We start from the raw sequence: 24,277 nt of genomic DNA on the forward strand, positions 1-24,277 counted from the left end.
ATCCGGCGCCAGGCCAGCGTCTGGCGCCGATATGTTGAGAACGTATGAAGATCCTGACCGGGCGCGTGCTGCAAAACGGCTTGATGGCGGTGTTTTTACTGGCGCTGCTGCTGGCCGCGATTCGGCTGTGGCCGCATCCGCCCCTGTGGCAGGGGCTGCCGCAGTCTTCCGTTTATTATGACAGGCACGGCGCGCTGCTGCGCATCACGCTGGCCAACGACGATCGTTACCGGCTGTGGACCCCGCTGGAGCAGGTGTCCCCGCTGGCGGTGCGCGGGCTGCTGCTGCACGAGGATCGCTGGTTCTACTACAACCCCGGCTTTAACCCCGTCAGCCTGATGCGCGGCTTCTGGCGCAGCTATGTCGCCGGCGGCAAAATGCAGGGCGGATCGACCATCAGCATGCAGCTGGCGCGGATGCGCTGGCATCTCAATACCCGCACGCCGGGCGGCAAGCTGCTGCAGGTGCTGCGCGCGGTGCAGCTGGAACTGAGCTACTCCAAGCGCGATATCCTGGAAGCCTATTTGAATTACGCGCCCTACGGTCGCAACATTGAAAGCATCGGCGCCGCCAGCCTGATCTACTTCGCCAAGTCGCCGAAGGCGTTGACCCTGCCGGAGGCGCTGACGCTGGCGGTGCTGCCGCAGTCGCCCAGCTACCGTCTGGAGCCAAAAACCGGCGTGCTCGGTGCCGCATTGACGCAGGCGCGCAACCGTCTGTTCCAGCGCTGGCAGCAGGTTTACCCGACCGACGCCAGCCAGCAAACGCTGTTCCGCCTGCCGCTGGCGCTGCGGCAGCCTGAGCAAGTACCCTATATTGCGCCGCACTTTATCGAACAGCTACGCCTGCAGACGCAGCAACTGGTGCAGCGCGACACTCGCGTCGACACTACGCTGGACGTCGGGTTGCAGCGGCTGGTCGAGCGGCAGGTTAACGCCTTTATCGCCCGCAACCGCAGCCGCGGCATTCAAAACGCCGCGGTGCTGCTGGTGGACAGCCGCGATATGGGGGTGCGCGCGCTGGTAGGATCGGCGGACTATTACAATCGGCCGATCCAGGGGCAGGTGAACGGCACCAACGCCAAACGTTCGCCGGGCTCGACGCTGAAGCCGTTCATCTACGCGCTGGGCATGGAGCAAGGCGTGTTGCATCCGATGACTATCCTGAAAGACGTGCCTTCGTCGTTCGGCGCCTATGCGCCGGAAAACTTCGACCGGCGCTTTCTCGGCCCGGTGACCGCCACCGACGCGCTGAACTTCAGCCGTAACATCCCGGCGGTATATGTCGCCTCGCAGCTGCGCCAGCCGACTTTTTATCAGTTCTTACGCCTGACCGGCGTCGCCAATATGGCCAATGAGAGCCACTACGGGCTGTCGCTGGTATTGGGCGGCGGTGAGGTGACGGCGCAGGAATTGGCGAAGCTGTATGCGCTGCTGGCGAACCGCGGCGAGCTGCGGCCGCTTCGCATGCGATTGAACGAGGCCGAATCGACGCCGGTGCGGCTGCTGAGTGAGGAGGCCAGTTTCATCACGCTGGATATGCTGCGCCAGCACCGGCGGCCGGGCGATACGCTGGCACAGCGTTCTTCTTCGCTGCCGGTGTATTGGAAGACCGGGACTTCATGGGGCTTTCGCGACGCCTGGAGCGTCGGAATCTTCGGCCCTTACGTGCTGGTGGTGTGGGAAGGCAACTTCGACGGGCGCGGCAACAATGCGTTGGTCGGCGCCGAGGCGGCCGCGCCGCTGTTTTTCAATATCATCGACAGCGTCAACGCCAGCTACCCTGGCCTGCGGGAACCGAAACATCCGTTCCCCCAACGGCTGCGGCGGGTGGAGATTTGTCTCGCCAGCGGCGATCTGCCGACGCCGTGGTGCCAGCAAAAGGGCAAGACCTGGTTCATTCCCGGCAAGTCGCCGATCAAGGTGGACAGCGTCTATCGGCCTGTGGTGCTGGATATTCACAGCGGCGAGGTCGTTTGCCCGCCGTATGACGCGGCGCAGACTCGTACCGAAATCTTTGAATTCTGGCCTTCCGATTTGGCCAACGTGTTCGCCCAGGCCGGGCTGCCGAAACGGACGCCGCCGGTTAACCGCTGCAAGGATAACGGCATCGCCGTCGGCGGCAACGCACCGCGCATCACTTCGCCGCTGAAAAATACCACCTATACCCTGCGCCAGTCGCAGCAGGGGCGGGACAAAATCGCCTTCAATGCGGTGACGGACGCAGACAGCAAGACGGTGTACTGGTTTGTCGACGATATCTATCTCGGTAGCAGCGCCAGCAAAAAGCCGATCGACTGGCGGCCGATCAACAACGGGCGTTATCGCATTCGGGCGGTGGACGATCGCGGCCGCGCCGATACGCGCCTGGTGACCATCGAATGGGTAAACTAGCGCTGAGCCGCACGCCTGTTATACTCGCGCCCGAAACGGCTATTGACCTGGGAAAGCGATGTGATTGAGATTTTGTATCAGGATGAACACCTGGTGGCGGTGAACAAACCGTCGGGCTGGTTGGTACACCGCAGTTGGCTGGATCGTCATGAAACACGTTTTATGATGCAAACGGTGCGCGATCAGCTCGGGCAGCACGTCTTTACCGTGCACCGTCTCGATCGCCCGACCTCCGGCGTGCTGCTGATGGCGCTTTCCAGCGAGGTGGCGCGCCTGCTGTCGCAGCAGTTCGAGCAGCATCAGGTGCAGAAAACCTACCATGCGGTGGTGCGCGGTTACGTGCAGGAGGGGGCGACCCTCGACTACCCGCTGACGGCGGAGCTGGACAAAATCGCCGATAAACATGCCGATGCCGACAAGGGGCCGCAGCCGGCCGTCACGCACTACCGGCCGTTGGTGCAGGTAGAGATGCCGGTGGCCGTCGGCCGCTACGACAGCGCGCGTTACAGTCTGGTGGAACTGCAGCCGGAAACCGGCCGCAAACATCAGCTGCGGCGCCATATGGCACACCTGCGCCACCCGATCATCGGCGACAGCAAGCACGGCGATCTGCGGCAGAATCGCGGGGTGGCGCAGCATTTCGGTTGCCCGCGCCTGATGCTGCACGCCAGCCATCTGCAGCTGACGCACCCGGTGACCGGCGAGCCGCTGCAGGTAACGGCGCGCTGGGACGAGGCCTGGCAAGGGGTGATGGCGCAGTTCGGCTGGGCGGGGGTATTCCCTGAACTTGCCGGGGTTGAGTTTAGCGCGGCTAACGGTCAGGATAGCTGACAATTTTTAAAGGTAATGAAGGGAGTAGGAGCCATGGCTCAGGTTGGTATCTTCGTGGGAACGGTCTACGGCAATTCGCTGCTGGTGGCGGAAGAGGCGCAAAACATCCTCAGCGAGCAGGGCCATGAGGTCAAACTGTTCGAAGAGGGCACGCTGGAGGCCTGGCAGTTTTATCGTCAGCACTACGCGCTGGTGATCACCTCCACTACCGGGCAGGGCGATCTGCCGGACAGCATCGCGCCGCTGTTCCACGCTATCCGCGATCAGGTTGGCTATCAGCCGGAGCTGCGCTATGGGCTGATCGCCCTCGGCGACAGCAGCTATGACCACTTCTGCGGCGCCGGGCGCACGTTCGATGCGCTGCTGCAGGAACAGGGCGCCACCCGCGTTGGCGAAGTGCTGGAAATCGATGCGATGGAACAGCCGGAGCCGGAAGTGGCCGCCTGCCCGTGGGTCGAGCAGTGGGGCACGCTGCTGCAGTCATAACGTAAAAAGGCGCCGTAACAGGGCGCCTTAACGATGATGCGGATCAGCCGATCCGCATTATTTGCCGCGGGTGAGTTTTTCCAGATCGGCTTCGATCTCGGCAATCTTGTGCGACACCACGCCCTCGAGATGGCGCAGGTCGTCGAGGATTTTACGCTTCAGATCCACTTCCACCTGATCGCGCTGGCACAGCTGATCCAGTTCGTCGATCACGTAACGCAGGTTCGGGTTGATCTCGTGAATTTCCTTGTAGCCCTGGCCGGCGTTGTCCGCCACCACGGTTTTACGCTGGCGCGGATACTTGAACTTCACGCTCTTGGCGAAGAACTCGCCCTTGTCCTTGCGGAAATAGATCTTGAGGATGTCGTTGTTGGCCTCTTGACGCAGGCTATAGCGATCGACGTCTTCCGGTTGATTGATGCCCAAACTCTTCAAGTTATCGTACATACTGCGCCCTCTTTAGATGTGATCGTTATATTCCACGACTGCGATTATGGCGGAAAGCGAGATCTGCGACTGTGACTGCCAGCGAAACGCAGACAAAAAAATAGCGGGTGAATCACCCGCTATTTCAATTTAGTCGATAGTACGCAATAACTCATTAATGCCGACTTTACCGCGCGTTTTGGCGTCGACTTTCTTGACGATCACCGCGCAGTACAGGCTGTAAGAACCGTCTTTCGACGGCAGGTTACCGGAAACCACCACCGAACCCGCCGGCACGCGGCCGTAATGGATTTCGCCGGTCTCGCGGTCATAGATGCGGGTGCTCTGGCCGAGGTAGACGCCCATCGAAATCACCGAGCCTTCTTCCACGATCACGCCTTCCACCACTTCGGAGCGCGCGCCGATGAAGCAGTTGTCTTCGATGATGGTCGGGTTGGCCTGCAGCGGCTCCAGCACGCCGCCGATGCCGACGCCGCCGGACAGGTGAACGTTCTTGCCGATCTGCGCGCAAGAACCGACGGTGGCCCAGGTGTCGACCATGGTGCCTTCGTCGACGTAGGCGCCGATGTTAACGTAAGACGGCATCAGCACGGTGTTGCGCGCGATGAACGCGCCCTGGCGCACGGTGGCCGGCGGCACGACGCGGAAACCTTCCTTCTGGAAGCGCGCTTCGTCGTAGTCGGCGAATTTCATCGGCACTTTGTCGTAGTAGCGGGTTTCCGCGCCGTCCATTACCTTATTGTCGTTGATGCGGAAAGAGAGCAGCACGGCTTTCTTCAGCCACTGATGGGTGACCCATTGACCGTCGATCTTCTCGGCAACGCGCAGGGCGCCGCTGTCCAACAGGCCGATCACTTGGTTTACCGCTTCGCGCGTTACGGTGTCTACGTTCACCGGGGTGATGTCCGCACGGCGTTCGAAGGCGCTTTCAATAACGTTCTGTAATTGCTGCATGCTGTTCTCTTTCCTGATGTTGTCGGTAAAAAGTTACTTGTATCACATTTTATCGTTCGGGGTGAGGGCCTCTGTCAACCGTTGCTCCAACTTTCTGCGCGTTTCTTGGTCGAGCGCGCGCCGCTCGCCGTCAGCCAGGATAAACAAATCCTCGACCCGCTCGCCGATGGTGGAAATGCGCGCGCCGTGCAGCGACAGCCCCAGGTCGGCGAACACTTCGCCCACCCGCGCCAGCAGGCCGGGTTGGTCGAGCGCCGTCAGCTCCAGGTAGCTGCGGCGATCGGTGTGGGTCGGCAGGAAGGTGACCTCGGTCGGCACGCTGAAGTGGCGCAGCTTGGAAGAGGGGCGGCGCACACGCGGCGGCTGATACTCTCGTTGGGTGATGGCCTGTAGCAGCGCCTGACGGATCGCCGCGTGGCGATCCTGCGCCAGCGGGCTGCCGTCCGGTTCCAGCACGATAAAGGTGTCCATCGCCATACCGTCGCGGTTAGTGAAGATCTGTGCGTCGTGCACGCTCAGGTTGCGGCGATCCATCTCCCCGGCGACGGCGGCGAACAGATAAGGACGATCCGGGCTCCAGATGAAGATCTCGGTGCCGCCGCGCGTCGCCTGGCGGCTGACCAGCACCAACGGCTGGGTGGAATCGTGGGCAAGCAGATGGCGGGCGTGCCAGGCCAGCTGATTCGGCGAGTGGCGCAGGAAATAGTCGGCGCGGCAGCGGCTCCAGATGCGGTGCAGCGCCTCTTCGTCGATGTTGTCCATGCGCAGCAGCGCCAGCGCCTGCAGCCGATGGTGGCGCACGCGTTCGCGCAGATCCGGGCTGTTTTGCATGCCGCGGCGCAGCTGTTTCTCGGTGGCGAAATACAGCTCGCGCAACAGGCTCTGCTTCCAGCTGTTCCACAGGGTTTCGTTGGTGGCGCAGATATCCGCCACCGTCAGGCATACCAGGTAGCGCAGGCGAGTTTCGCTCTGCACTTCGCTGCTGAACTGCTGGATCACCGTCGGATCCTGGATATCGCGGCGCTGCGCGGTGACCGACATCAGCAGGTGGCAGCGCACCAGCCAAGCCACCAGTTGGGTTTCTCGCGAGTTGAGACCGTGCAGCTCGGCGAACTCGACCACGTCCTCCGCGCCGAGGATCGAGTGATCGCCGCCGCGCCCTTTGGCGATATCGTGGAACAAGGCCGCCAGCAGCAGCAGTTCCGGGTGCGGCAGGCGCGGATACAGCTCCACGCACAGCGGATGGCGCGGCCGGGTTTGCGCATCGGCGAAGCTCTCCAGCTTCTGCAGCACCCGGATAGTGTGCTCGTCGACGGTATAGGCGTGGAACAGATCGAACTGCATCTGCCCGACGATCTTGCCCCACTGCGGCATATAAGCCCACAGCACGCTGTGACGGTGCATCGGCACCAGCGCGCGCGACACCGCGCCGGGGTGGCGCAGGATGGCCATAAACAGATCGCGCGCTTCCGGGATGGTGCACAGCGGCTGTTTCAGGTGACGGCGCGCGTGGCGCAGCTGGCGCACGGTGGTGGAGTAAATGCCTTTGATCTCGCGGTTGCGCACCATCAGGTAGAACATGCGCATGATGGCTTGCGGCTCGCGGATGAACAGCGTTTCGTCACGCAGATCGATCAGATCGCCGCGCAGCTGGAAATCGTCGTTCAGCGGACGCGGTTTCTCGGTGGCGTCCAGCGCCAGGATGGCCTCGTCGAACAGCTGCAGCAGCATGTGGTTCAGCTCGCTGACGCGCCGCGTCATGCGGTAGAAGTCTTTCATCATGCGCTCGACCGGCTCGTTGCCTTCACCTTCATAGCGCAGCAGCTGCGCCACGTTGAGCTGACGATCGAACAGCAGACGGTTGTCGTAACGCGGCAGCACCAGATGCAGCGCAAAGCGGATGCGCCACAGGAAGCTCTGACATTCGTTCAGTTCGTTGCGCTCGGCCTGGGTGAGGAAACCGAAACCGACCATTTCGTCCAGCGAGGTGGCACCGAAGTGGCGGCGCGCCACCCACAGCAGCGTGTGGATATCGCGCAGGCCGCCGGGGCTGCTTTTGATATCCGGCTCCAGGTTATAGCTGGTGCCGTGGTAGCGCTGGTGGCGTTCCTGCTGCTCGTTGATCTTGGCGTGGAAAAACTGCGGCGAAGGCCAAAAGCCGTCGCTGAAGATGTGCTTTTGCATCTGCAGGAACAGCGCGACGTCGCCGCAGATCATGCGCGATTCGATCAGGTTGGTGGCCACGGTCAGATCCGCCAGGCCTTCCAGCAGGCACTCTTCCAGGGTGCGCACGCTGTGGCCCACCTCCAGCTTGAGATCCCACAGCAGGGTGATGAATTCGCCGACTCGCTGCGATTGCTGTTCCGTCAGCCGGCGTTGGCTGAGCACCAATACGTCGATGTCCGACAGCGGATGCAGCTCGCCGCGGCCATAGCCGCCGACCGCCACCAGCGCGGTTTCCGGGATATCCTCGAAACCGTAGAAGGTCCACAGCCGGCGCAGCAGGCGATCGATGAAGTCGCTGCGCGCCGCCACCAGGCTTTCGGCGCTGGAGCCGGCGTCGAACGCCGCCGCCAGCCACAGCTGGAACTGTTCCAGCCGCTGTTTCAGTTCCGGACAGGTGAGCTCGTCGTCGCCGTAAGCGCTGGGAGAGACGGGCGGCATCGGCACGGCCGGGGCCGCCTGTTGAAGAAGATTGTCAGACATAGTGCGCAGCCCATAAAAAAGGCCGGCATAAGCCGGCCTGGTGATATTCTGCACGCGGCGTTCGCCGCGGTGCTTACATCTCGTGCGTAATGATGTTGGGGATGGTGTCATCCTTGCGCAACGTCATTATCTCGCAGCCGTTATCAGTGACCACAATAGTATGCTCATACTGCGCCGACAAGCTGCGATCTTTGGTTTTTACCGTCCAGCCGTCTTTCATGGTGCGGATGCGGTAGTCGCCGGCGTTGACCATCGGTTCGATGGTGAACGCCATGCCTGCCTGCAGCACCACGCCGCCGTCGTCCGCGTCATAGTGCAGCACCTGCGGTTCTTCGTGGAACACTTCGCCGATGCCGTGGCCGCAGTACTCGCGCACCACGGAGAACTTCTCGGCTTCGACGAATTGCTGAATAGCCTTGCCCAGGGTGCGCAGACGGATGCCCGGTTTGACCATCTTCAGCGCCAGATACAGGCTTTCCTGAGTGACGCGGCACAGGCGCTCGCCCAGAATGGTCGGTTTGCCGACGATGAACATCTTAGAGGTGTCGCCATGGAAACCGTCTTTAATCACGGTCACGTCGATATTGACGATGTCGCCGTCTTTCAGCGTTTTGTCGTCGCTCGGGATGCCGTGGCACACCACTTCGTTCACCGATATACACACGGATTTCGGGAAGCCGTGATAGCCGAGGCAGGCGGAAATGGCCTGCTGCTCGTTGGTGATGTACTCGTGACAGATACGGTCCAGCTCGCCGGTGGTCACGCCAGGTTTGACGTGCGGCTCGATGATCTCCAGCACTTCGGCGGCCAGGCGGCCGGCCACGCGCATTTTTTGGATGTCATCAGGTGTTTTAATTGAGATTGCCATGAAATTTGTCCGCAGGTGTCGTTATCGTCGACAATAAGAAGCAGTGACTTATGGTATCAGCCCGGCCGGAGGCTGCCAAATTTCATTTCCCGACGCCCGGCGAAAAGCAACAAAAGTTGGTGTCGGCAGCGGGTTTATGGTATAAAGCGCGCCGGCGATCCGCGACTTGGTTCTTGTGACCTGGCAGGAATTGGCCGAAAATACTTTAACTGCACTCATTTTGTGTAAATAACACACACGTATCGGCACATCCGCCGGGGTGCCCTGAGGTGACTTGTCGCCGCCAGGGTCGGCGTTATGGGATACGTGGAGGCATAACCCCAATTAATCTATAGAGGTTTAATCATGGCAACTGTTTCCATGCGCGACATGCTCAAGGCTGGTGTTCACTTTGGTCACCAGACCCGTTACTGGAACCCGAAAATGAAGCCTTTCATCTTCGGCGCTCGTAACAAGGTTCACATCATCAACCTGGAGCAGACCGTACCAATGTTCAACGCCGCTCTGGCTGAACTGAGCAAGATCTCTTCCCGCAAAGGCAAGATCCTGTTCGTTGGTACCAAACGCGCAGCAAGCGAAGCGGTAAAAGACGCTGCGAACAGCTGTGACCAGTTCTTCGTGAACCACCGCTGGTTGGGTGGCATGCTGACTAACTGGAAAACCGTTCGTCAGTCCATCAAACGTTTGAAAGATCTGGAAATCCAGTCTCAAGACGGCACCCTGGACAAGCTGACCAAGAAAGAAGCGCTGATGCGCACTCGTGAACTGGCCAAGCTGGAAAACTCCCTGGGCGGTATCAAGGATATGGGCGGTCTGCCAGACGCACTGTTCGTTATCGATGCCGATCACGAGCACATCGCGATCAAAGAAGCCAACAACCTGGGTATCCCGGTATTCTCTATCGTTGATACCAACTCCAACCCAGACGGCGTTGACTTCATCATCCCTGGTAACGACGACGCAATCCGTGCAGTAAACCTGTACCTGACTGCTGTTGCTGCCGCTGTGCGTGAAGGTCGTTCTCAAGATCTGGCCGTTCAGGCGGAAGAAGGCTTCGTAGAAGCTGAATAATAAGGCAAGCTCGTCACTGAGCCCTTATTAACCAGGTATTGACATATGTTGGTTAGGGGGGCCTGTAAAGGCCCCCTTTGCTTATCTGAATGAGAACTGTCTCCACGCGAGATAACCGAGGAAAAATAAATGGCTGATATTACCGCTGCCCTGGTAAAAGAACTGCGCGAGCGTACCGGCGCTGGCATGATGGATTGCAAGAAGGCGCTGGTTGAATCCAACGGCGACATCGAACTGGCAATCGAAAACATGCGTAAGTCCGGTGCGATCAAAGCCGCTAAAAAAGCAGGCAACGTAGCTGCTGACGGCGTGATCAAAACCAAGATCGAAGGCAACTACGGCATCATTCTGGAAGTTAACTGCCAGACTGACTTCGTCGCGAAAGACGCCGGTTTCCAGGCGTTCGCCGACAAAGTGCTGGATGCCGCTATGGCCGGCAAAATCACTGACGTTGACGTGCTGAAAGCACAGTTCGAAGAAGAGCGCGTAGCGCTGGTGGCAAAAATCGGTGAAAACATCAACATTCGCCGCGTTGCTTCCCTGGAAGGCGACGTGCTGGGCAGCTACCTGCACGGCGCGCGTATCGGCGTTCTGGTTGCGGCTAAAGGCGCTGACGACGAGCTGGTCAAGCAAATCGCAATGCACATTGCGGCGAGCAAGCCAGAGTTCGTGAAGCCAGAAGACGTGTCTGCTGAAGTGGTAGAAAAAGAGTACCAGGTTCAGCTGGACATCGCCATGCAGTCAGGCAAGCCGAAAGAAATCGCAGAGAAAATGGTTGAAGGCCGCATGAAGAAATTCACCGGTGAAGTTTCTCTGACCGGTCAGCCTTTCGTTATGGATCCGAGCAAATCTGTTGCTCAGGTGCTGAAAGAGCACAACGCTGACGTGACCAACTTCATTCGCTTCGAAGTGGGCGAAGGCATCGAGAAAGTCGAAACCGACTTCGCTGCTGAAGTTGCCGCGATGAGCAAACAGTCTTAATGACTGTCGATGGAACCGCCGTCTGGCGGTTCCATACTATCCAGCCAGAATTACACCGGTGGCAGGCCCTGCAGCGTGATACTCACCTCAGGCGCGTTTCATCGGCTGAAATCCCCAATACTAATACTGCTTCTTAGGACAGAACACCATGGCAACCAATGCAAAACCCGTATATCAGCGTATTCTGCTTAAACTGAGTGGCGAAGCCCTGCAAGGTGCAGAAGGTTTTGGTATCGACGCCAGCGTTTTGGATCGCATGGCTCAGGAAGTGAAAGAGCTGGTCGAACTGGGAATTCAGGTCGGTGTAGTTATTGGCGGCGGGAACTTGTTCCGCGGCGCGGGCCTGGCGCAAGCCGGCATGAACCGCGTAGTGGGCGACCACATGGGAATGCTGGCTACCGTGATGAACGGCCTGGCTATGCGTGATGCACTGCACCGTGCCTATGTGAACGCCCGCCTGATGTCGGCGATCCCGCTGAACGGCGTGTGTGATAATTACAGCTGGGCAGAGGCGATCAGCCTGCTGCGCAACAACCGCGTGGTGATCTTCTCCGCCGGTACCGGCAACCCGTTCTTCACCACCGATTCCGCCGCTTGCCTGCGCGGTATCGAGATCGAAGCGGACGTGGTGCTGAAAGCCACCAAAGTGGATGGCGTATACTCCGCCGATCCGGTGAAAAACCCGGATGCGACGCTGTATGAACAATTAACCTATCAGGACGTGCTGGAGCGCGAGCTGAAAGTGATGGATCTGGCGGCGTTTACGCTGGCCCGCGATCACGGTCTGCCGATCCGCGTGTTCAACATGAACAAGCCTGGCGCACTGCGCCGCGTGGTGATGGGTGAGAACGAAGGTACGCTGATCAGCAAGTAAGGCTGTTCGCACCCCTTTTTCGGAGCGCGTGACGCCAGGCGCCGCGCGCTCTTCGAGTACGATTACGGGCTATACTTGAGTATCGCCTGCCAAGTAACCAGCTTCCAAGGGTTTGCAACGTGACTAATGAAATCAGAAAAGATGCTGATTCACGCATGGAAAAAAGCGTAGAAGCATTCAAAAACCAAATCAGCAAGATCCGCACCGGCCGCGCTTCTCCAAGCATTCTGGACGGCATCATGGTGGAATACTACGGCGCCGCTACGCCGCTGCGTCAGCTGGCCAACGTAACCGTAGAAGACTCCCGCACGCTGAAAATCAACGTGTTCGACCGCAGCCTGAGCCAGGCCGTTGAGAAAGCGATCATGAGCTCCGATCTGGGCCTCAACCCGTCTTCCGCCGGTTCTGACATTCGCGTTCCGCTGCCTCCGCTGACCGAAGAGCGTCGTAAGGATCTGATCAAGATCGTGCGCGGCGAAGCCGAGCAGGGCCGCGTAGCGGTGCGTAACGTGCGTCGTGACGCCAACGACAAGGTCAAGGCGCTGCTGAAAGACAAAGAGATCAGCGAAGACGAAGAACGTCGCTCACAAGACGAGATTCAGAAAATGACCGACGCTTACATCAAGCTGGTCGACGCCGCGCTGGCGGAGAAAGAAAAAGAGCTGATGGATTTCTAATCAGCATCGCGCAGAAAGAAAGCGTCGCCTGGGCGGCGCTTTGTTTTTTGTGGCGCAGATCCCGTTTCATCGTACTGAAAGATCATGGACAAGCGGTGTCCAAGGTTCCACACTGGAACACCTCCGATCTCATCAGACAGTTATTCAGAGTGAACTCATGAAGCAACTGACCATTCTTGGCTCGACCGGCTCGGTAGGGACCAGTACCCTGGCCGTGGTCAGGGCGAATCCCGACCGTTTTGCGATCAAAGCGCTGGTGGCCGGCCGTAACGTCGCGGTCATGGCGCAGCAATGCATGGAATTCCGGCCCGCCTTCGCCGCGATGGCGGATGAAAACGCTGCGCGCGAGCTGCGCGCTGTCCTGGCGGAAAACGGTGTCGTTACCGAAGTCTTGGCCGGAGAACAAGCGGCCTGCGAGCTGGCAGCGTTGGATGACGTCGATCAAGTGACGGCGGCCATCGTCGGCGCTGCGGGGCTGTTGCCGACGCTGGCGGCGATCCGCGCCGGCAAACAGGTACTGCTGGCCAACAAAGAATCGCTGGTCACCTGCGGCCGTCTGTTTATGGACGCGGTGCGGCAAAGCCAGGCGCAACTGCTGCCGCTCGACAGCGAGCACAACGCAATTTTTCAGAGTTTGCCTGAGAACATTCAGCGTCAGTTGGGATACTCTTCACTGGACAGTCATGGTGTTTCGCGCATCGTGCTTACCGGTTCCGGCGGCCCGTTCCGCACCACGCCGTTGGAACAGTTCGCCGCGATGACGCCGGATCAAGCCTGCGCCCACCCGAACTGGTCGATGGGCCGCAAGATCTCGGTGGATTCCGCCACCATGATGAACAAAGGTCTGGAATACATTGAGGCCCGCTGGCTGTTTAACGCCTCGGCCGAGCAAATGGAAGTGATCCTGCACCCGCAGTCGGTGATTCACTCGATGGTGCGCTATGCCGACGGCAGCGTGCTGGCGCAGTTGGGGACGCCGGATATGCGCACGCCGATCGCCCACGCGATGGCGTATCCGCAGCGCGTGAACTCCGGCGTGGAAGCGCTGGACTTCTGCCGCATCGGTTCGCTGACCTTCGCCGAACCGGAACGCGAACGTTATCCTTGCCTGTACTTGGCGATCGAGGCGTTCGAGGCCGGTCAGGCGGCGACCACCGCGCTGAACGCGGCCAACGAAATCGCCGTGGCGGCATTTTTGCAGCAGCAGATCCGCTTTACCGACATTGCCGCGGTCAACCGCCAGGTGGTGGAACGTCTCGCGCTGCAGGAACCGACCTGCATCGACGCGGTCTTAGACATTGACCGTCAGGCGCGCGCCGCTGCCGAGGAGCGCGTTCGCGCGTTGTGCGGCTGATCACGGCGATTATCCGATTTTGCTCGTAATTCGCGCGTGCCGCAGCGGGGCCGTTTGTTCATGCCCCGCTGAGGTGGTATAGTCTGCGCCACCTGTCAGCGGTTATACCGTTGAATTATGGCCCGATTGGCGCTCTGTGCGCCAATGGCGGCCCGGCTGTGCCGGGTATCGCGAGGGCAGGCTGAAAGCCGTGTCGGGCACACGGCTTTTTTTGCGCGTAAGGGCCTGATGTTCCGGAAAGGCAGTTATATTTCTACTGAGGAAATAAGTACGAGTTATGTCGTCCGCAAACCAACAAGAGGCTAATCCATCTTCCCAGGGGCCGCGCCATGTCGCCATTATCATGGACGGTAACGGACGCTGGGCCAAACGTCAGGGCAAGTTACGTGTCTTCGGTCATAAAGCAGGGGTGAAATCGGTTCGCCGCGCGGTCAGTTTTGCCGCCAGCCACCATTTAGATGCACTCACGCTTTATGCCTTCAGCAGCGAAAACTGGAACCGTCCGGTGCAGGAAGTCTCCGCCCTGATGGAGCTTTTTGTCCGCGCTCTGGATAGTGAAGTAAAAAGCCTGCATAAACATAACGTCAGGCTGCGGGTGATCGGCGATATCAGCCGATTCAGCGCGCGTTTGCAGGAGCGGATCCGCCGCTCTGAAGCACTGACGGAAAATAACGATGGCCTGACGCTCAATATCGCTGCCAACTACGGTGGCCGTTGGGATATCATTCAGGGAGTAAGGGAACTGGCCGAACAGGTACGGGTAGGGGAGTTGCACCCGGATCAGATCAGCGAGGAATTATTGAGCGAGCGGGTTTGCATGAGCGACCTGGCGCCGGTGGATCTGGTTATCCGCACCGGTGGCGAGCATCGCATCAGTAACTTCCTGCTGTGGCAAATCGCCTATGCTGAACTTTACTTTACTGATGTGCTCTGGCCTGATTTCGATGAACTTGTCTTTGAAGGTGCGCTGAATGCATTTGCACAACGTGAGCGCCGCTTCGGGGGAACAACACCTATCGGCGCCGATGCGTCCTAGGGAGAACTTTTGCTGAAGTATCGCCTCATAACTGCTCTGATTTTAATCCCGATCGTTATCGCGGCGCTGTTCCTGTTGCCGCCGCTGGCCTTTGCTCTGGTAACGCTCGTCGTGTGCATGTTAGCAGCCTGGGAGTGGGGCCAATTGGCCGGTTTTACCTCCCGTTCGCAGCGCATCTGGTTGGCGATACTGTGCGGTTTTCTGCTGGCGTTGATGATGCTCAGCGTCCCCGCTTACCATCAATCCGTGCCGCAGATAAGCGGCTCGCTGTGGCTGTCGCTGGCCTGGTGGCTGGCGGCGTTGCTGCTGGTGTTGTTCTATCCCGGCTCGGCCTCTATCTGGCGCAATTCGCGCCCGCTGCGCCTGCTGTTCGGCTTGCTGACCATCGTGCCGTTCTTTTGGGGCATGCTGGCGCTGCGCCAGTTCGGCTACGAGCAAAATCCGTTTACCGGCGCCTGGTGGCTGCTGTACGTGATGCTGCTGGTGTGGGGCGCGGATTCCGGCGCCTACATGTTCGGCAAGCTGTTCGGCAAGCATAAACTGGCGCCGAAGGTCTCGCCGGGTAAAACCTGGGAAGGGTTGATCGGCGGGCTGCTGACGTCGGCGGTCATTTCCTGGCTGTTCGGCCGCTACGCGCCACTGAACGTGGTGCCGACCACGCTGTTGGCCTGTTCGGTGCTCGCCGCGCTGGCTTCGGTGCTGGGCGATTTGACCGAAAGCATGTTCAAACGCGAAGCGGGCATCAAGGACAGCGGGCATTTGATTCCCGGTCATGGCGGCATACTGGATCGTATCGACAGCCTGACCGCGGCGGTGCCGGTGTTTGCCTGCCTGATGCTGTTGGTGTTTTAATCCGTCGATGACGGAAAGTGAGGGATGATGGTCAGCGTGCTTTGGAACCTGGTGGCGTTTCTGATTGCGCTCGGTATCTTGATTACCGTGCATGAGTTCGGACACTTTTGGGTTGCCCGTCGTTGCGGCGTGCGCGTTGAACGCTTTTCCATCGGCTTCGGCCGGGCGCTGTGGCGCCGTACCGATCGCCAGGGCACCGAGTACGTCATCGCCTTGATCCCGCTTGGCGGTTACGTGAAGATGCTGGACGAGCGCGTGGAGTCGGTGGCGCCGGAAATGCGCCATCAGGCCTTTAACAACAAAACCGTCTGGCAGCGCGCGGCCATCATCAGCGCTGGCCCCATCGCCAACTTCCTGTTTGCTATCCTTGCCTATTGGCTGGTGTTCATCATCGGCGTGCCGAGTTTCCGCCCGGTGATCGGCGAAATCGCGCCGCAATCCATCGCCGCCAAGGCCGAAATTTCGTCTGGCATGGAACTAAAGTCGGTTGACGGCATCGAAACGCCTGATTGGGAATCAGTTCGTCTGGCGCTGGTGGCGAAGATTGGCGATGCGCAAACCGAAGTCGGCGTCGCGCCGTTCGGCTCTTCGCAGGTGGTGACCAAAACCCTGGATTTGCGCCAGTGGAACTTTGAACCGGACAAGCAGGATCCCGTTGTCGCGCTGGGCATTATGCCGCGCGGCCCGCAGATCGAATCCGTGTTGGCGGAAGTGCAGCCTAACTCGGCGGCGCAAAAGGCGGGTTTACAAGCGGGGGACAGGATCGTTAAAGTCGATGGTCAGCCGTTGGGTCGTTGGCAGACGCTGGTGAAGCGTATCCACGATGGCCCGGGGCAGCCGCTGGCTTTGGAGATTGAAAGAAACGGCGCCCCCTTGTCTTTGACGCTGATACCGGATACAAAGCCGGTGGGAAAAGACAAATCGGTGGGGTTTGCAGGCATCATTCCAAAGGTGCTGCCGCTGCCTGAAGAGTATAAGACGATTCGCCAGTATGGACCGTTCCCGGCGCTGTATCAGGCCGGCGACAAGACCTGGCAGCTGATGCGGCTGACGGTCAACATGCTGGGCAAATTAATAACCGGTGATGTAAAGCTGAACAACCTGAGTGGCCCGATCTCGATTGCACAGGGAGCTGGGGCGTCAGCCGGAGTCGGATTCGTGTATTATCTGATGTTCCTGGCGTTGATTAGCGTCAACCTGGGGATCATCAACCTGTTCCCATTACCGGTGTTAGATGGTGGGCATCTCCTCTTCCTGGCGATAGAAAAGCTGAAGGGTGGGCCGGTTTCCGAGCGAGTACAGGACTACAGCTACCGCATAGGTTCGATCGTGCTGGTGTTGTTGATGGGTCTTGCACTTTTCAATGATTTTTCCCGCCTCTAGGGGCGGGGATAGGTTAGGAAGAACGCATAACAACGATGGCGATGAAAAAGTTGCTCATAGCGTCGCTGCTGTTTGGCAGCGCCACCGTATACGGTGCAGACGGGTTCGTAGTGAAAGACATTCATTTCGAAGGCCTGCAGCGAGTTGCCGTCGGTGCGGCGTTACTCAACATGCCGGTTCGCGTCGGCGATACCGTCACTGACGATGACATCAGTAATACCATTCGTGCCTTGTTTGCCACCGGCAACTTCGAGGACGTGCGCGTACTGCGCGATGGTAATACCTTGATCGTGCAGGTGAAGGAACGTCCTACCATCGCCAGCATCACTTTCTCCGGCAACAAGTCGGTGAAAGATGACATGCTCAAGCAGAACCTGGAAGCCTCCGGCGTCCGGGTGGGCGAGGCGCTCGACCGCACCACGATCTCCAGCATTGAAAAAGGGCTGGAAGACTTCTACTACAGCGTCGGTAAATACAGCGCCTCGGTGAAAGCCGTAGTCACGCCGTTGCCGCGCAACCGTGTCGACCTGAAACTGGTGTTCACGGAAGGGGTCTCCGCCAAGATTCAACAAATCAACATCGTCGGCAACCATGCTTTCACCAACGACGAACTGATCTCACGCTTCCAACTGCGTGACGAAGTGCCGTGGTGGAACCTGGTCGGCGACCGCAAATACCAGAAGCAGAAACTGGCGGGCGATCTCGAAACCCTGCGCAGCTTCTATCTGGATCGCGGCTATGCCCGCTTCAACATCGATTCTACCCAGGTGAGCCTGACGCCGGATAAAAAAGGCATCTACATCACCATCAACATCACCGAAGGCGAGCAGTACAAGCTTTCCGATGTTGTCGTGAATGGCAACCTGGCCGGCCACTCGGCGGAAGTCGCTCAGATCACCAAAATTGAGCCAGGCGAGCTGTACAACGGCAGCAAGGTGACCAAAATGGAAGACAACATCAAAACGATGTTGGGCCGTTATGGTTACGCCTACCCGCGCGTCGGCACTCAGCCTGAGATCAACGACGCGGATAAAACCGTCAAGCTGCACGTCAACGTTGACGCGGGCAACCGCTTCTACGTGCGTCGCATCAAGTTCGAAGGTAACGACACCAGCAAGGATTCCGTACTGCGTCGCGAAATGCGCCAGATGGAAGGCGCCTGGCTCGGCAACGAGCAGGTCGAGCAGGGTAAAGAGCGTCTGAACCGTCTGGGCTATTTCGAAACGGTTGACGTGGAAACCCAGCGCGTGCCGGGCACCGCCGATCAGGTCGACGTAACCTATAAGGTAAAAGAACGCAACACCGGTACCTTTAACTTCGGCGTCGGTTACGGCACCGAGAGCGGCGTCAGCTTCCAGGCCGGCGTGCAGCAGGATAACTGGTTGGGTACCGGCTACTCGGTCGGCATCAGCGGCACCAAGAACGACTACCAGACCTATACCGAACTGTCGGTCACCAACCCGTACTTCACCGTTGACGGTGTGAGCCTGGGCGGCCGCATCTTCTACAACGACTTTAAGGCGGATGACGCGGATCTGTCGGACTATACCAACAAGAGTTACGGTATCGACGGCACGCTGGGCTTCCCGATCAACGAAAACAACTCGTTGCGCACCGGCCTGGGCTACGTCCACAACGGTCTGTCGAACATGCAGCCGCAGATCGCCATGTGGCGTTACCTCGACTCGATGGGCGTGGATGCGAACAAGACCGACCGCGCCAGCTACTCGACGGACGACTTTACGCTGAACCTGGGCTGGACCTATAACAACCTGGACCGCGGCTACTTCCCGACCTCGGGTAACCGCACCACGTTGAACGGCAAGGTCACCATTCCGGGCTCGGACAACGAATACTACAAGGTGACGCTGGACAGCGTACAGTACGTGCCGATCAACGACGACCGCACCTGGGTGCTGTTGGGTCGCGGTCGTCTGGGTTACGCGGATGGGCTGGGCGGCAAGGAAATGCCGTTCTATGAGAACTTCTATGCCGGTGGTTCGAGCACCGTGCGCGGCTTCCAGTCCAACACCATTGGTCCGAAGGCGGTGTACTACAATTCCAACTCGTACCAGTGTCAGTTCAACGCCGGCAGCACGACCGATCGTCAGAGCATCTGTAGCTCGGATGACGCGGTAGGCGGTAACGCCATGGCGGTCGCCAGCCTGGAGCTGATCACCCCGACGCCGTTCATCAGCGAGAAATACGCCAACTCGGTGCGGACGTCGCTGTTCATCGATGCCGGTACCGTGTGGGACACCAAGTGGAAGAATACCAACGAAACGCTGATGTACGGCGTGCCGGACTACAGTAAAGCCAGTAATATTCGTTCTTCCGCCGGTATCGCGCTGCAGTGGATGTCGCCACTGGGGCCGTTGGTGTTCTCTTACGCCAACCCGATCAAGAAATACGAAGGCGACAAGTCCGAACAGTTCCAGTTTAACATCGGTAAGACCTGGTAACGGGTCTCGCCTCTGGGCATAACAGTTATTAAGAATCGCAATGGCCAGGCGCCCGCCGGCAGAGGGAGATGATTCTCATTGTTTGGTGGGACAAGTCTGGCAAATTGTGTACTTCAGTGTCATATGACACAAATGGGTGATGGTAAGGAGTTTATAGTGAAAAAGTGGTTGTGTGCCGCAGGCCTCGGTTTAGCAATGGCTGCTTCAGCTGGCGTTCAGGCAGCAGATAAGATCGCTGTCGTTAACGTCTCCAGCATTTTCCAACAGCTGCCGGCCCGCGAAACGGTCGCTAAACAGCTGGAAAACGAGTTTAAAGGCCGTGCAAGCGAACTCCAGAACATGGAACGTAGCCTGCAGACCAAAATGCAGCGTCTGCAGCGTGACGGCGCTACCATGAAAGCCAGCGATCGCAGCAAGTTGGAAAAAGACGTGATGGCGCAGCGCGAGCAGTTCTCTCAGAAAGCGCAGGCTTTCGAGCAGGACAACCGTCGTCGCCAGATGGAAGAGCGTAACAAGATCCTGAGCCGCATTCAGGACGCGGTGAAATCTGTCGCCAGCAAAGGCGGTTATGACGTGGTGATCGACGCCAACGCCGTTGCCTATGCAGACTCTTCCAAAGATATCACTGCTGACGTGCTGAAACAGGTTAAATAACACATGCTTTCAATTCGACTGGCTGATTTAGCGCAGCAGTTGGATGCACAATTGCACGGTGATGGCGATCTCGTCATCACCGGCATTGCTTCTATGCATTCGGCACAGCCTGGCCAAATCACGTTTTTGTCAAACAGCCGCTATCAAGAGCAGCTGTCTTCCTGCCAGGCAAGCGCCGTGGTGCTTACCGAAGCGGATTTACCACACTGCCGTGCTGCGGCGCTGGTGGTTAAGAACCCTTACCTGACCTATGCGCGCATGGCGCAGCTGATGGACACTACGCCGTCGCCGGCCCAGGATATCGCGCCAAGCGCGGTGATCTCACCTGAAGCGCAGCTGGGGCAGAACGTCGCCATTGGGGCGAACGCGGTGATCGAGTCGGGTGCGGTGCTTGGCGATAACGTGGTTATCGGCCCGGGCTGCTTCATCGGCAAACATGCACGCATCGGCGCGGGAACGCGTCTGTGGGCGAACGTCACGATTTATCATGCGGTCGAAATCGGCCAGCGTTGCCTGATCCAGTCGGGCACCGTGATCGGCGCAGACGGTTTCGGCTATGCGAATGAGCGCGGCGAGTGGATCAAAATCCCTCAGTTGGGCACGGTGATTATCGGCGATCGCGTCGAAATCGGCGCTTGCACCACCATTGACCGCGGCGCTTTGGATAACACCCAAATCGGGAATGGTGTTATCATCGACAACCAATGCCAGATTGCACATAACGTCGTGATTGGCGACAATACCGCCGTCGCCGGCGGTGTGATCATGGCCGGCAGCCTGAAAATCGGCCGCTACTGCCAGATTGGCGGTGCCAGCGTGATCAACGGTCACATGGAAATTGCCGACAAGGTGGTTGTCACCGGAATGGGAATGGTTATGCGACCAATCACCGAACCTGGGGTATACTCTTCGGGCATTCCGTTGCAGCCTAACAAGGTTTGGCGTAAAACCGCTGCGTTGGTGATGAATATCGATGAGATCAGCAAACGCTTGAAAGCTGTCGAACGTAAAGTCGGAAAAGACTAATCATTGCCGCCCGCCCCTAGCGGGTACAAAACGAAACGCGTTGGTCGTGAGACCAAAAGCGCAAAGAGATGTTAATTTGCGGCCTGCATGATGATCTCCTTTTGGGGTCAGCGCAGGCCGTGTTGTTGATGCCATCAGTTTTTAGAGACAGGAAGAGTATTTTGACTACTGACACTCATACTCTGGATATTGCAGAAATTTTGGATCTGCTTCCTCACCGTTACCCGTTCTTGCTGGTCGACCGCGTCCTCGAGTTTGAAGAGCACAAATATCTGCGTGCGGTGAAGAACGTATCGGTGAACGAACCGTTTTTCCAGGGCCACTTCCCTGGCAAACCGATTTTCCCAGGCGTATTGATCCTGGAAGCCATGGCGCAGGCCACCGGTATCCTGGCGTTTAAAAGCGTCGGTAAACTGGAGCCGGGCGAGCTGTATTACTTCGCCGGTATCGACGAAGCACGCTTCAAGCGCCCTGTGGTGCCAGGCGATCAGATGGTCATGGAAGTCACCTTCGAGAAAACTCGCCGCGGTCTGACTCGCTTCAAAGGCGTAGCGACCGTTGACGGTAAAATTGTCTGCGAAGCAACCATGATGTGTGCCCGCAGCCGGGAGGCTTAATCCGTGATTGACCAAACCGCCTTTATCCATCCTAGCGCGATAGTCGAAGAGGGCGCCGTGATCGGCGCCAACGTGCATATCGGCCCTTTCTGCTACGTCGGCTCCCAGGTGGAAATCGGCGCCGGCACGGTGCTGAAATCCCACGTGGTGGTGAACGGTATTACCAAGATTGGCTGCGATAACCAGATTTATCAGTTCGCTTCCATCGGTGAAGTGAACCAGGATCTGAAATACGCAGGCGAACCGACGCGCGTTGAAGTGGGCGATCGCAACCGCATCCGCGAAAGCGTCACCATTCACCGCGGCACCGCGCAGGGCACCGGCCTGACCAAAGTGGGCAACGACAACCTGCTGATGGTCAACGTGCACGTTGCCCACGACTGCGTGGTCGGCAACGCTTGCGTGCTGGCCAACAATGCTACGCTCGCAGGGCACGTGGAAATCGACGATCACGCCATTATCGGCGGCATGACGGCGATCCACCAGTTCTGCATTATCGGTGCGCATGTGATGGTAGGCGGTTGTTCCGGCGTCGCTCAGGACGTGCCTCCATTCGTCATCGCTCAGGGCAACCACGCGACGCCATTTGGCGTCAACGCGGTCGGCCTGAAGCGCCGCGGTTTTGATAAGGATGAAATGCAGGCGATCCGCAACGCCTACAAAATCCTGTATCGCAGTGAAAAAACGCTGGATGAAGCGAAGGCGGAAATCGAAGCCCTGGCCAAAGAGCAGCCGGTGGTGCAGCAGTACCTCGATTTCTTCACCCGTTCCACCCGCGGCATCATTCGCTGAGCTATGTCGAATCGTCCATTGACTATCGGACTGGTCGCCGGAGAAACCTCCGGTGACATTCTCGGCGCCGGTTTGATCCGCGCGCTCAAGGCGCAGATCCCCGACGCGCGTTTCGTTGGCGTCGCCGGCCCGCTGATGCAGGCCGAAGGCTGCGAAGCCTGGTACGAAATGGAAGAGCTGGCGGTCATGGGCGTGGTGGAAGTGCTCGAACGCTTGCCACGCCTGTTGAAGATCCGCAAGGATCTCACCCGCCGCTTCGGCGAACTGCGGCCGGACGTGTTTGTCGGCATCGACGCACCGGACTTCAACATCACGCTGGAAGGTCGCCTCAAGCAGCGCGGCATCCGCACCATTCACTACGTCAGCCCTTCCGTGTGGGCCTGGCGGCAAAAGCGCGTTTTCAAAATTGGCAAAGCCACCGATTTGGTGCTGGCCTTTCTCCCTTTCGAAAAAGCATTTTACGATCGTTTCAACGTCCCTTGCCGGTTTATCGGCCACACCATGGCGGACGCCATGCCGCTGCAGCCCGATCGGTTGGCGGCGCGCGCTCAGCTTGGCATCGCTCCGCAGGCGCGCTGTTTGGCCTTGCTGCCGGGCAGCCGCGGCGCCGAAGTCGAGATGCTGAGCGCCGACTTCCTCAAAACCGCGCAGCTGCTGCGCACGCGTTATCCCGAGCTGGAAGTGGTGGTGCCGCTGGTTAACGCCAAACGGCGCGAGCAGTTTGAGCGCATCAAGGCCGAGGTTGCGCCGGATCTGACGGTACATCTGCTGAACGGCCAGGGGCGCGAGGCGATGATCGCCAGCGACGCGGCGCTGCTGGCGTCCGGCACCGCGGCGCTGGAGTGCATGCTGGCCAAGTGCCCGATGGTGGTGGGCTATCGCATGAAGCCGTTCACTTTCTGGTTGGCGCAGAAGCTGGTGAAAACGCCTTATGTCTCGCTGCCGAATCTGCTGGCGGGGCGGGAGATCGTCACCGAACTGCTGCAGCATGACTGCGTCCCGGACAAACTGGCCGCCGCCGTGATGCCGTTGCTGGAAGAGAGCCCGGAAACCGACGCACTGAAACAAACTTTCCTTACCTTGCACCAAAGCATTCGTTGCGGTGCGGACGAACAGGCCGCTCAGGCTGTGTTGGAGCTGGCGAAAGCATGATTGAACCCTTTATCTATCCCGCTGCCACGCTGATTGCCGGTGTGGACGAAGTGGGCCGCGGCCCGTTGGTCGGCGCGGTGGTCACCGCTGCCGTGATCCTCGATCCGGCGCAGCCGATCGTCGGTCTGGCGGACTCCAAGAAACTCAGTGAAAAACGCCGCCTGGCGCTGTATGACGAAATCGTCGCCAAGGCGCTCTCCTGGAGCCTGGGGCGCGCCGAACCGGCGGAAATCGACCAGCTGAATATTTTGCACGCCACCATGTTGGCGATGCAGCGCGCGGTGGCCGGGTTGCATATCGCGCCGGACATGGTTTTAATCGACGGTAACCGTTGCCCGAACCTGCCGATGCGTTCGCAGGCGGTGGTGAAGGGCGACAGCCGTGTGGCGGAGATCAGCGCGGCGTCCATTCTGGCGAAGGTCACGCGCGATCGCGAAATGGCCGAGCTGGACAGCGAGTTCCCGGACTACGGTTTCGCGCAGCATAAAGGCTACCCGACCGCCCTCCACCTGGAGCGGCTGGCTGCGTTGGGCGCCACCGAGCATCATCGCCGCAGCTTCGCGCCGGTGAAAAGAGCGCTGGCGCTGTAGTCTGCGGGCCTGACCGGGCTCGACGATAGCATTAACCCGGGCTCAGCCTGCTGAGCCCCTTCAATCAGGTA

At 59.1% G+C, this 24,277-nt stretch carries 22 protein-coding genes; 18 read left to right on the forward strand and 4 right to left on the reverse strand.

The window, feature by feature from the left end; translation table 11 throughout:
* The first annotated feature begins 44 nt into the window (after positions 1 to 44).
* From pbpC to FOT55_RS07190, 3 genes are read left to right on the forward strand one after another with little or no spacing between them, the layout of a single operon-like run.
* Positions 45 to 2,393 (forward strand): penicillin-binding protein 1C, encoded by a 2,349-nt coding sequence (gene pbpC / locus FOT55_RS07180; protein WP_141998848.1) that lies wholly within the window; start codon positions 45 to 47, stop codon positions 2,391 to 2,393.
* A 60-nt stretch (positions 2,394 to 2,453) separates the two neighbouring features.
* Positions 2,454 to 3,224, forward strand: coding sequence for a tRNA pseudouridine(65) synthase TruC (gene truC / locus FOT55_RS07185; RefSeq protein WP_141998846.1), 771 nt, complete (start codon positions 2,454 to 2,456; stop codon positions 3,222 to 3,224).
* Between the two features lie 33 nt (positions 3,225 to 3,257).
* Positions 3,258 to 3,710, forward strand: coding sequence for a flavodoxin (locus FOT55_RS07190; protein WP_033644870.1), 453 nt, complete (start codon positions 3,258 to 3,260; stop codon positions 3,708 to 3,710).
* Between the two features lie 57 nt (positions 3,711 to 3,767).
* On the opposite strand, the gene FOT55_RS07195 is transcribed toward FOT55_RS07190, so the two are convergent.
* The 4 genes from FOT55_RS07195 to map all read right to left on the reverse strand — a co-directional run bounded on the left by FOT55_RS07195 (position 3,768) and on the right by map (position 8,685).
* Complete coding sequence (locus tag FOT55_RS07195) at positions 3,768 to 4,157, reverse strand: DUF3461 family protein (protein ID WP_004931929.1); 390 nt, start codon at positions 4,155 to 4,157, stop codon at positions 3,768 to 3,770.
* 129 nt (positions 4,158 to 4,286) lie between these two features.
* The gene (dapD, locus tag FOT55_RS07200) at positions 4,287 to 5,111 is read right to left on the reverse strand and encodes a 2,3,4,5-tetrahydropyridine-2,6-dicarboxylate N-succinyltransferase (RefSeq protein WP_025304039.1); all 825 of its coding nucleotides are present in this window, start codon (positions 5,109 to 5,111) and stop codon (positions 4,287 to 4,289) included.
* A 42-nt stretch (positions 5,112 to 5,153) separates the two neighbouring features.
* Positions 5,154 to 7,817: a bifunctional uridylyltransferase/uridylyl-removing protein GlnD gene (gene glnD, locus FOT55_RS07205; RefSeq protein WP_147823294.1), complete on the reverse strand. Its 2,664-nt coding sequence runs from the start codon at positions 7,815 to 7,817 to the stop codon at positions 5,154 to 5,156.
* A gap of 73 nt (positions 7,818 to 7,890) precedes the next feature.
* Complete coding sequence (gene map, locus FOT55_RS07210) at positions 7,891 to 8,685, reverse strand: type I methionyl aminopeptidase (protein ID WP_004931936.1); 795 nt, start codon at positions 8,683 to 8,685, stop codon at positions 7,891 to 7,893.
* Between the two features lie 345 nt (positions 8,686 to 9,030).
* Here map and rpsB point away from each other — a divergent pair, with 345 nt between their 5' ends.
* From rpsB to rnhB, 15 genes are all read left to right on the forward strand, one after another.
* Positions 9,031 to 9,756, forward strand: coding sequence for a 30S ribosomal protein S2 (gene rpsB / locus FOT55_RS07215; RefSeq protein ID WP_016929891.1), 726 nt, complete (start codon positions 9,031 to 9,033; stop codon positions 9,754 to 9,756).
* A 129-nt stretch (positions 9,757 to 9,885) separates the two neighbouring features.
* Complete coding sequence (tsf, locus tag FOT55_RS07220) at positions 9,886 to 10,737, forward strand: translation elongation factor Ts (protein WP_025304037.1); 852 nt, start codon at positions 9,886 to 9,888, stop codon at positions 10,735 to 10,737.
* Positions 10,738 to 10,885: 148 nt separating this feature from the next.
* Positions 10,886 to 11,611 carry a UMP kinase gene (pyrH, locus tag FOT55_RS07225; protein ID WP_004931940.1) on the forward strand — a complete coding sequence of 242 codons (726 nt, stop codon included), beginning with the start codon at positions 10,886 to 10,888 and terminating at the stop codon, positions 11,609 to 11,611.
* A 119-nt stretch (positions 11,612 to 11,730) separates the two neighbouring features.
* Positions 11,731 to 12,288: a ribosome recycling factor gene (frr, locus tag FOT55_RS07230; RefSeq protein ID WP_004931943.1), complete on the forward strand. Its 558-nt coding sequence runs from the start codon at positions 11,731 to 11,733 to the stop codon at positions 12,286 to 12,288.
* A 157-nt stretch (positions 12,289 to 12,445) separates the two neighbouring features.
* A complete protein-coding gene (ispC, locus tag FOT55_RS07235) occupies positions 12,446 to 13,642 on the forward strand; it encodes a 1-deoxy-D-xylulose-5-phosphate reductoisomerase (protein ID WP_049206171.1) in 1,197 nt (398 codons plus the stop codon).
* 277 nt (positions 13,643 to 13,919) lie between these two features.
* Positions 13,920 to 14,678, forward strand: a complete 759-nt coding sequence (ispU, locus tag FOT55_RS07240) for a (2E,6E)-farnesyl-diphosphate-specific ditrans,polycis-undecaprenyl-diphosphate synthase (protein ID WP_025304035.1) — start codon at positions 13,920 to 13,922, stop codon at positions 14,676 to 14,678.
* 9 nt (positions 14,679 to 14,687) lie between these two features.
* A complete protein-coding gene (cdsA, locus tag FOT55_RS07245) occupies positions 14,688 to 15,530 on the forward strand; it encodes a phosphatidate cytidylyltransferase (RefSeq protein ID WP_043139905.1) in 843 nt (280 codons plus the stop codon).
* Positions 15,531 to 15,557: 27 nt separating this feature from the next.
* Complete coding sequence (gene rseP / locus FOT55_RS07250) at positions 15,558 to 16,913, forward strand: sigma E protease regulator RseP (protein ID WP_025304033.1); 1,356 nt, start codon at positions 15,558 to 15,560, stop codon at positions 16,911 to 16,913.
* A gap of 35 nt (positions 16,914 to 16,948) precedes the next feature.
* Positions 16,949 to 19,375 carry an outer membrane protein assembly factor BamA gene (bamA, locus tag FOT55_RS07255; protein ID WP_033639522.1) on the forward strand — a complete coding sequence of 809 codons (2,427 nt, stop codon included), beginning with the start codon at positions 16,949 to 16,951 and terminating at the stop codon, positions 19,373 to 19,375.
* A 156-nt stretch (positions 19,376 to 19,531) separates the two neighbouring features.
* Positions 19,532 to 20,029: a molecular chaperone Skp gene (skp, locus tag FOT55_RS07260; protein WP_025304031.1), complete on the forward strand. Its 498-nt coding sequence runs from the start codon at positions 19,532 to 19,534 to the stop codon at positions 20,027 to 20,029.
* A gap of 3 nt (positions 20,030 to 20,032) precedes the next feature.
* Positions 20,033 to 21,055, forward strand: a complete 1,023-nt coding sequence (gene lpxD, locus FOT55_RS07265) for a UDP-3-O-(3-hydroxymyristoyl)glucosamine N-acyltransferase (protein WP_025304030.1) — start codon at positions 20,033 to 20,035, stop codon at positions 21,053 to 21,055.
* Between the two features lie 161 nt (positions 21,056 to 21,216).
* Entirely contained in the window at positions 21,217 to 21,672 is a 456-nt protein-coding gene (gene fabZ / locus FOT55_RS07270; protein ID WP_004931962.1) for a 3-hydroxyacyl-ACP dehydratase FabZ, read from the forward strand.
* A gap of 3 nt (positions 21,673 to 21,675) precedes the next feature.
* Positions 21,676 to 22,464, forward strand: a complete 789-nt coding sequence (gene lpxA / locus FOT55_RS07275; RefSeq protein WP_004931964.1) for an acyl-ACP--UDP-N-acetylglucosamine O-acyltransferase — start codon at positions 21,676 to 21,678, stop codon at positions 22,462 to 22,464.
* Positions 22,465 to 22,467: 3 nt separating this feature from the next.
* Positions 22,468 to 23,616, forward strand: coding sequence for a lipid-A-disaccharide synthase (lpxB, locus tag FOT55_RS07280; RefSeq protein WP_004931967.1), 1,149 nt, complete (start codon positions 22,468 to 22,470; stop codon positions 23,614 to 23,616).
* Positions 23,613 to 24,206, forward strand: a complete 594-nt coding sequence (gene rnhB, locus FOT55_RS07285; RefSeq protein WP_025304028.1) for a ribonuclease HII — start codon at positions 23,613 to 23,615, stop codon at positions 24,204 to 24,206. Before lpxB ends, rnhB begins: the two co-directional genes overlap by 4 nt.
* Positions 24,207 to 24,277 lie beyond the last annotated feature (71 nt).

Origin of the sequence: Serratia bockelmannii (assembly GCF_008011855.1) — a bacterium.
GTDB classification, from domain to species: Bacteria; Pseudomonadota; Gammaproteobacteria; order Enterobacterales; family Enterobacteriaceae; genus Serratia; species Serratia bockelmannii.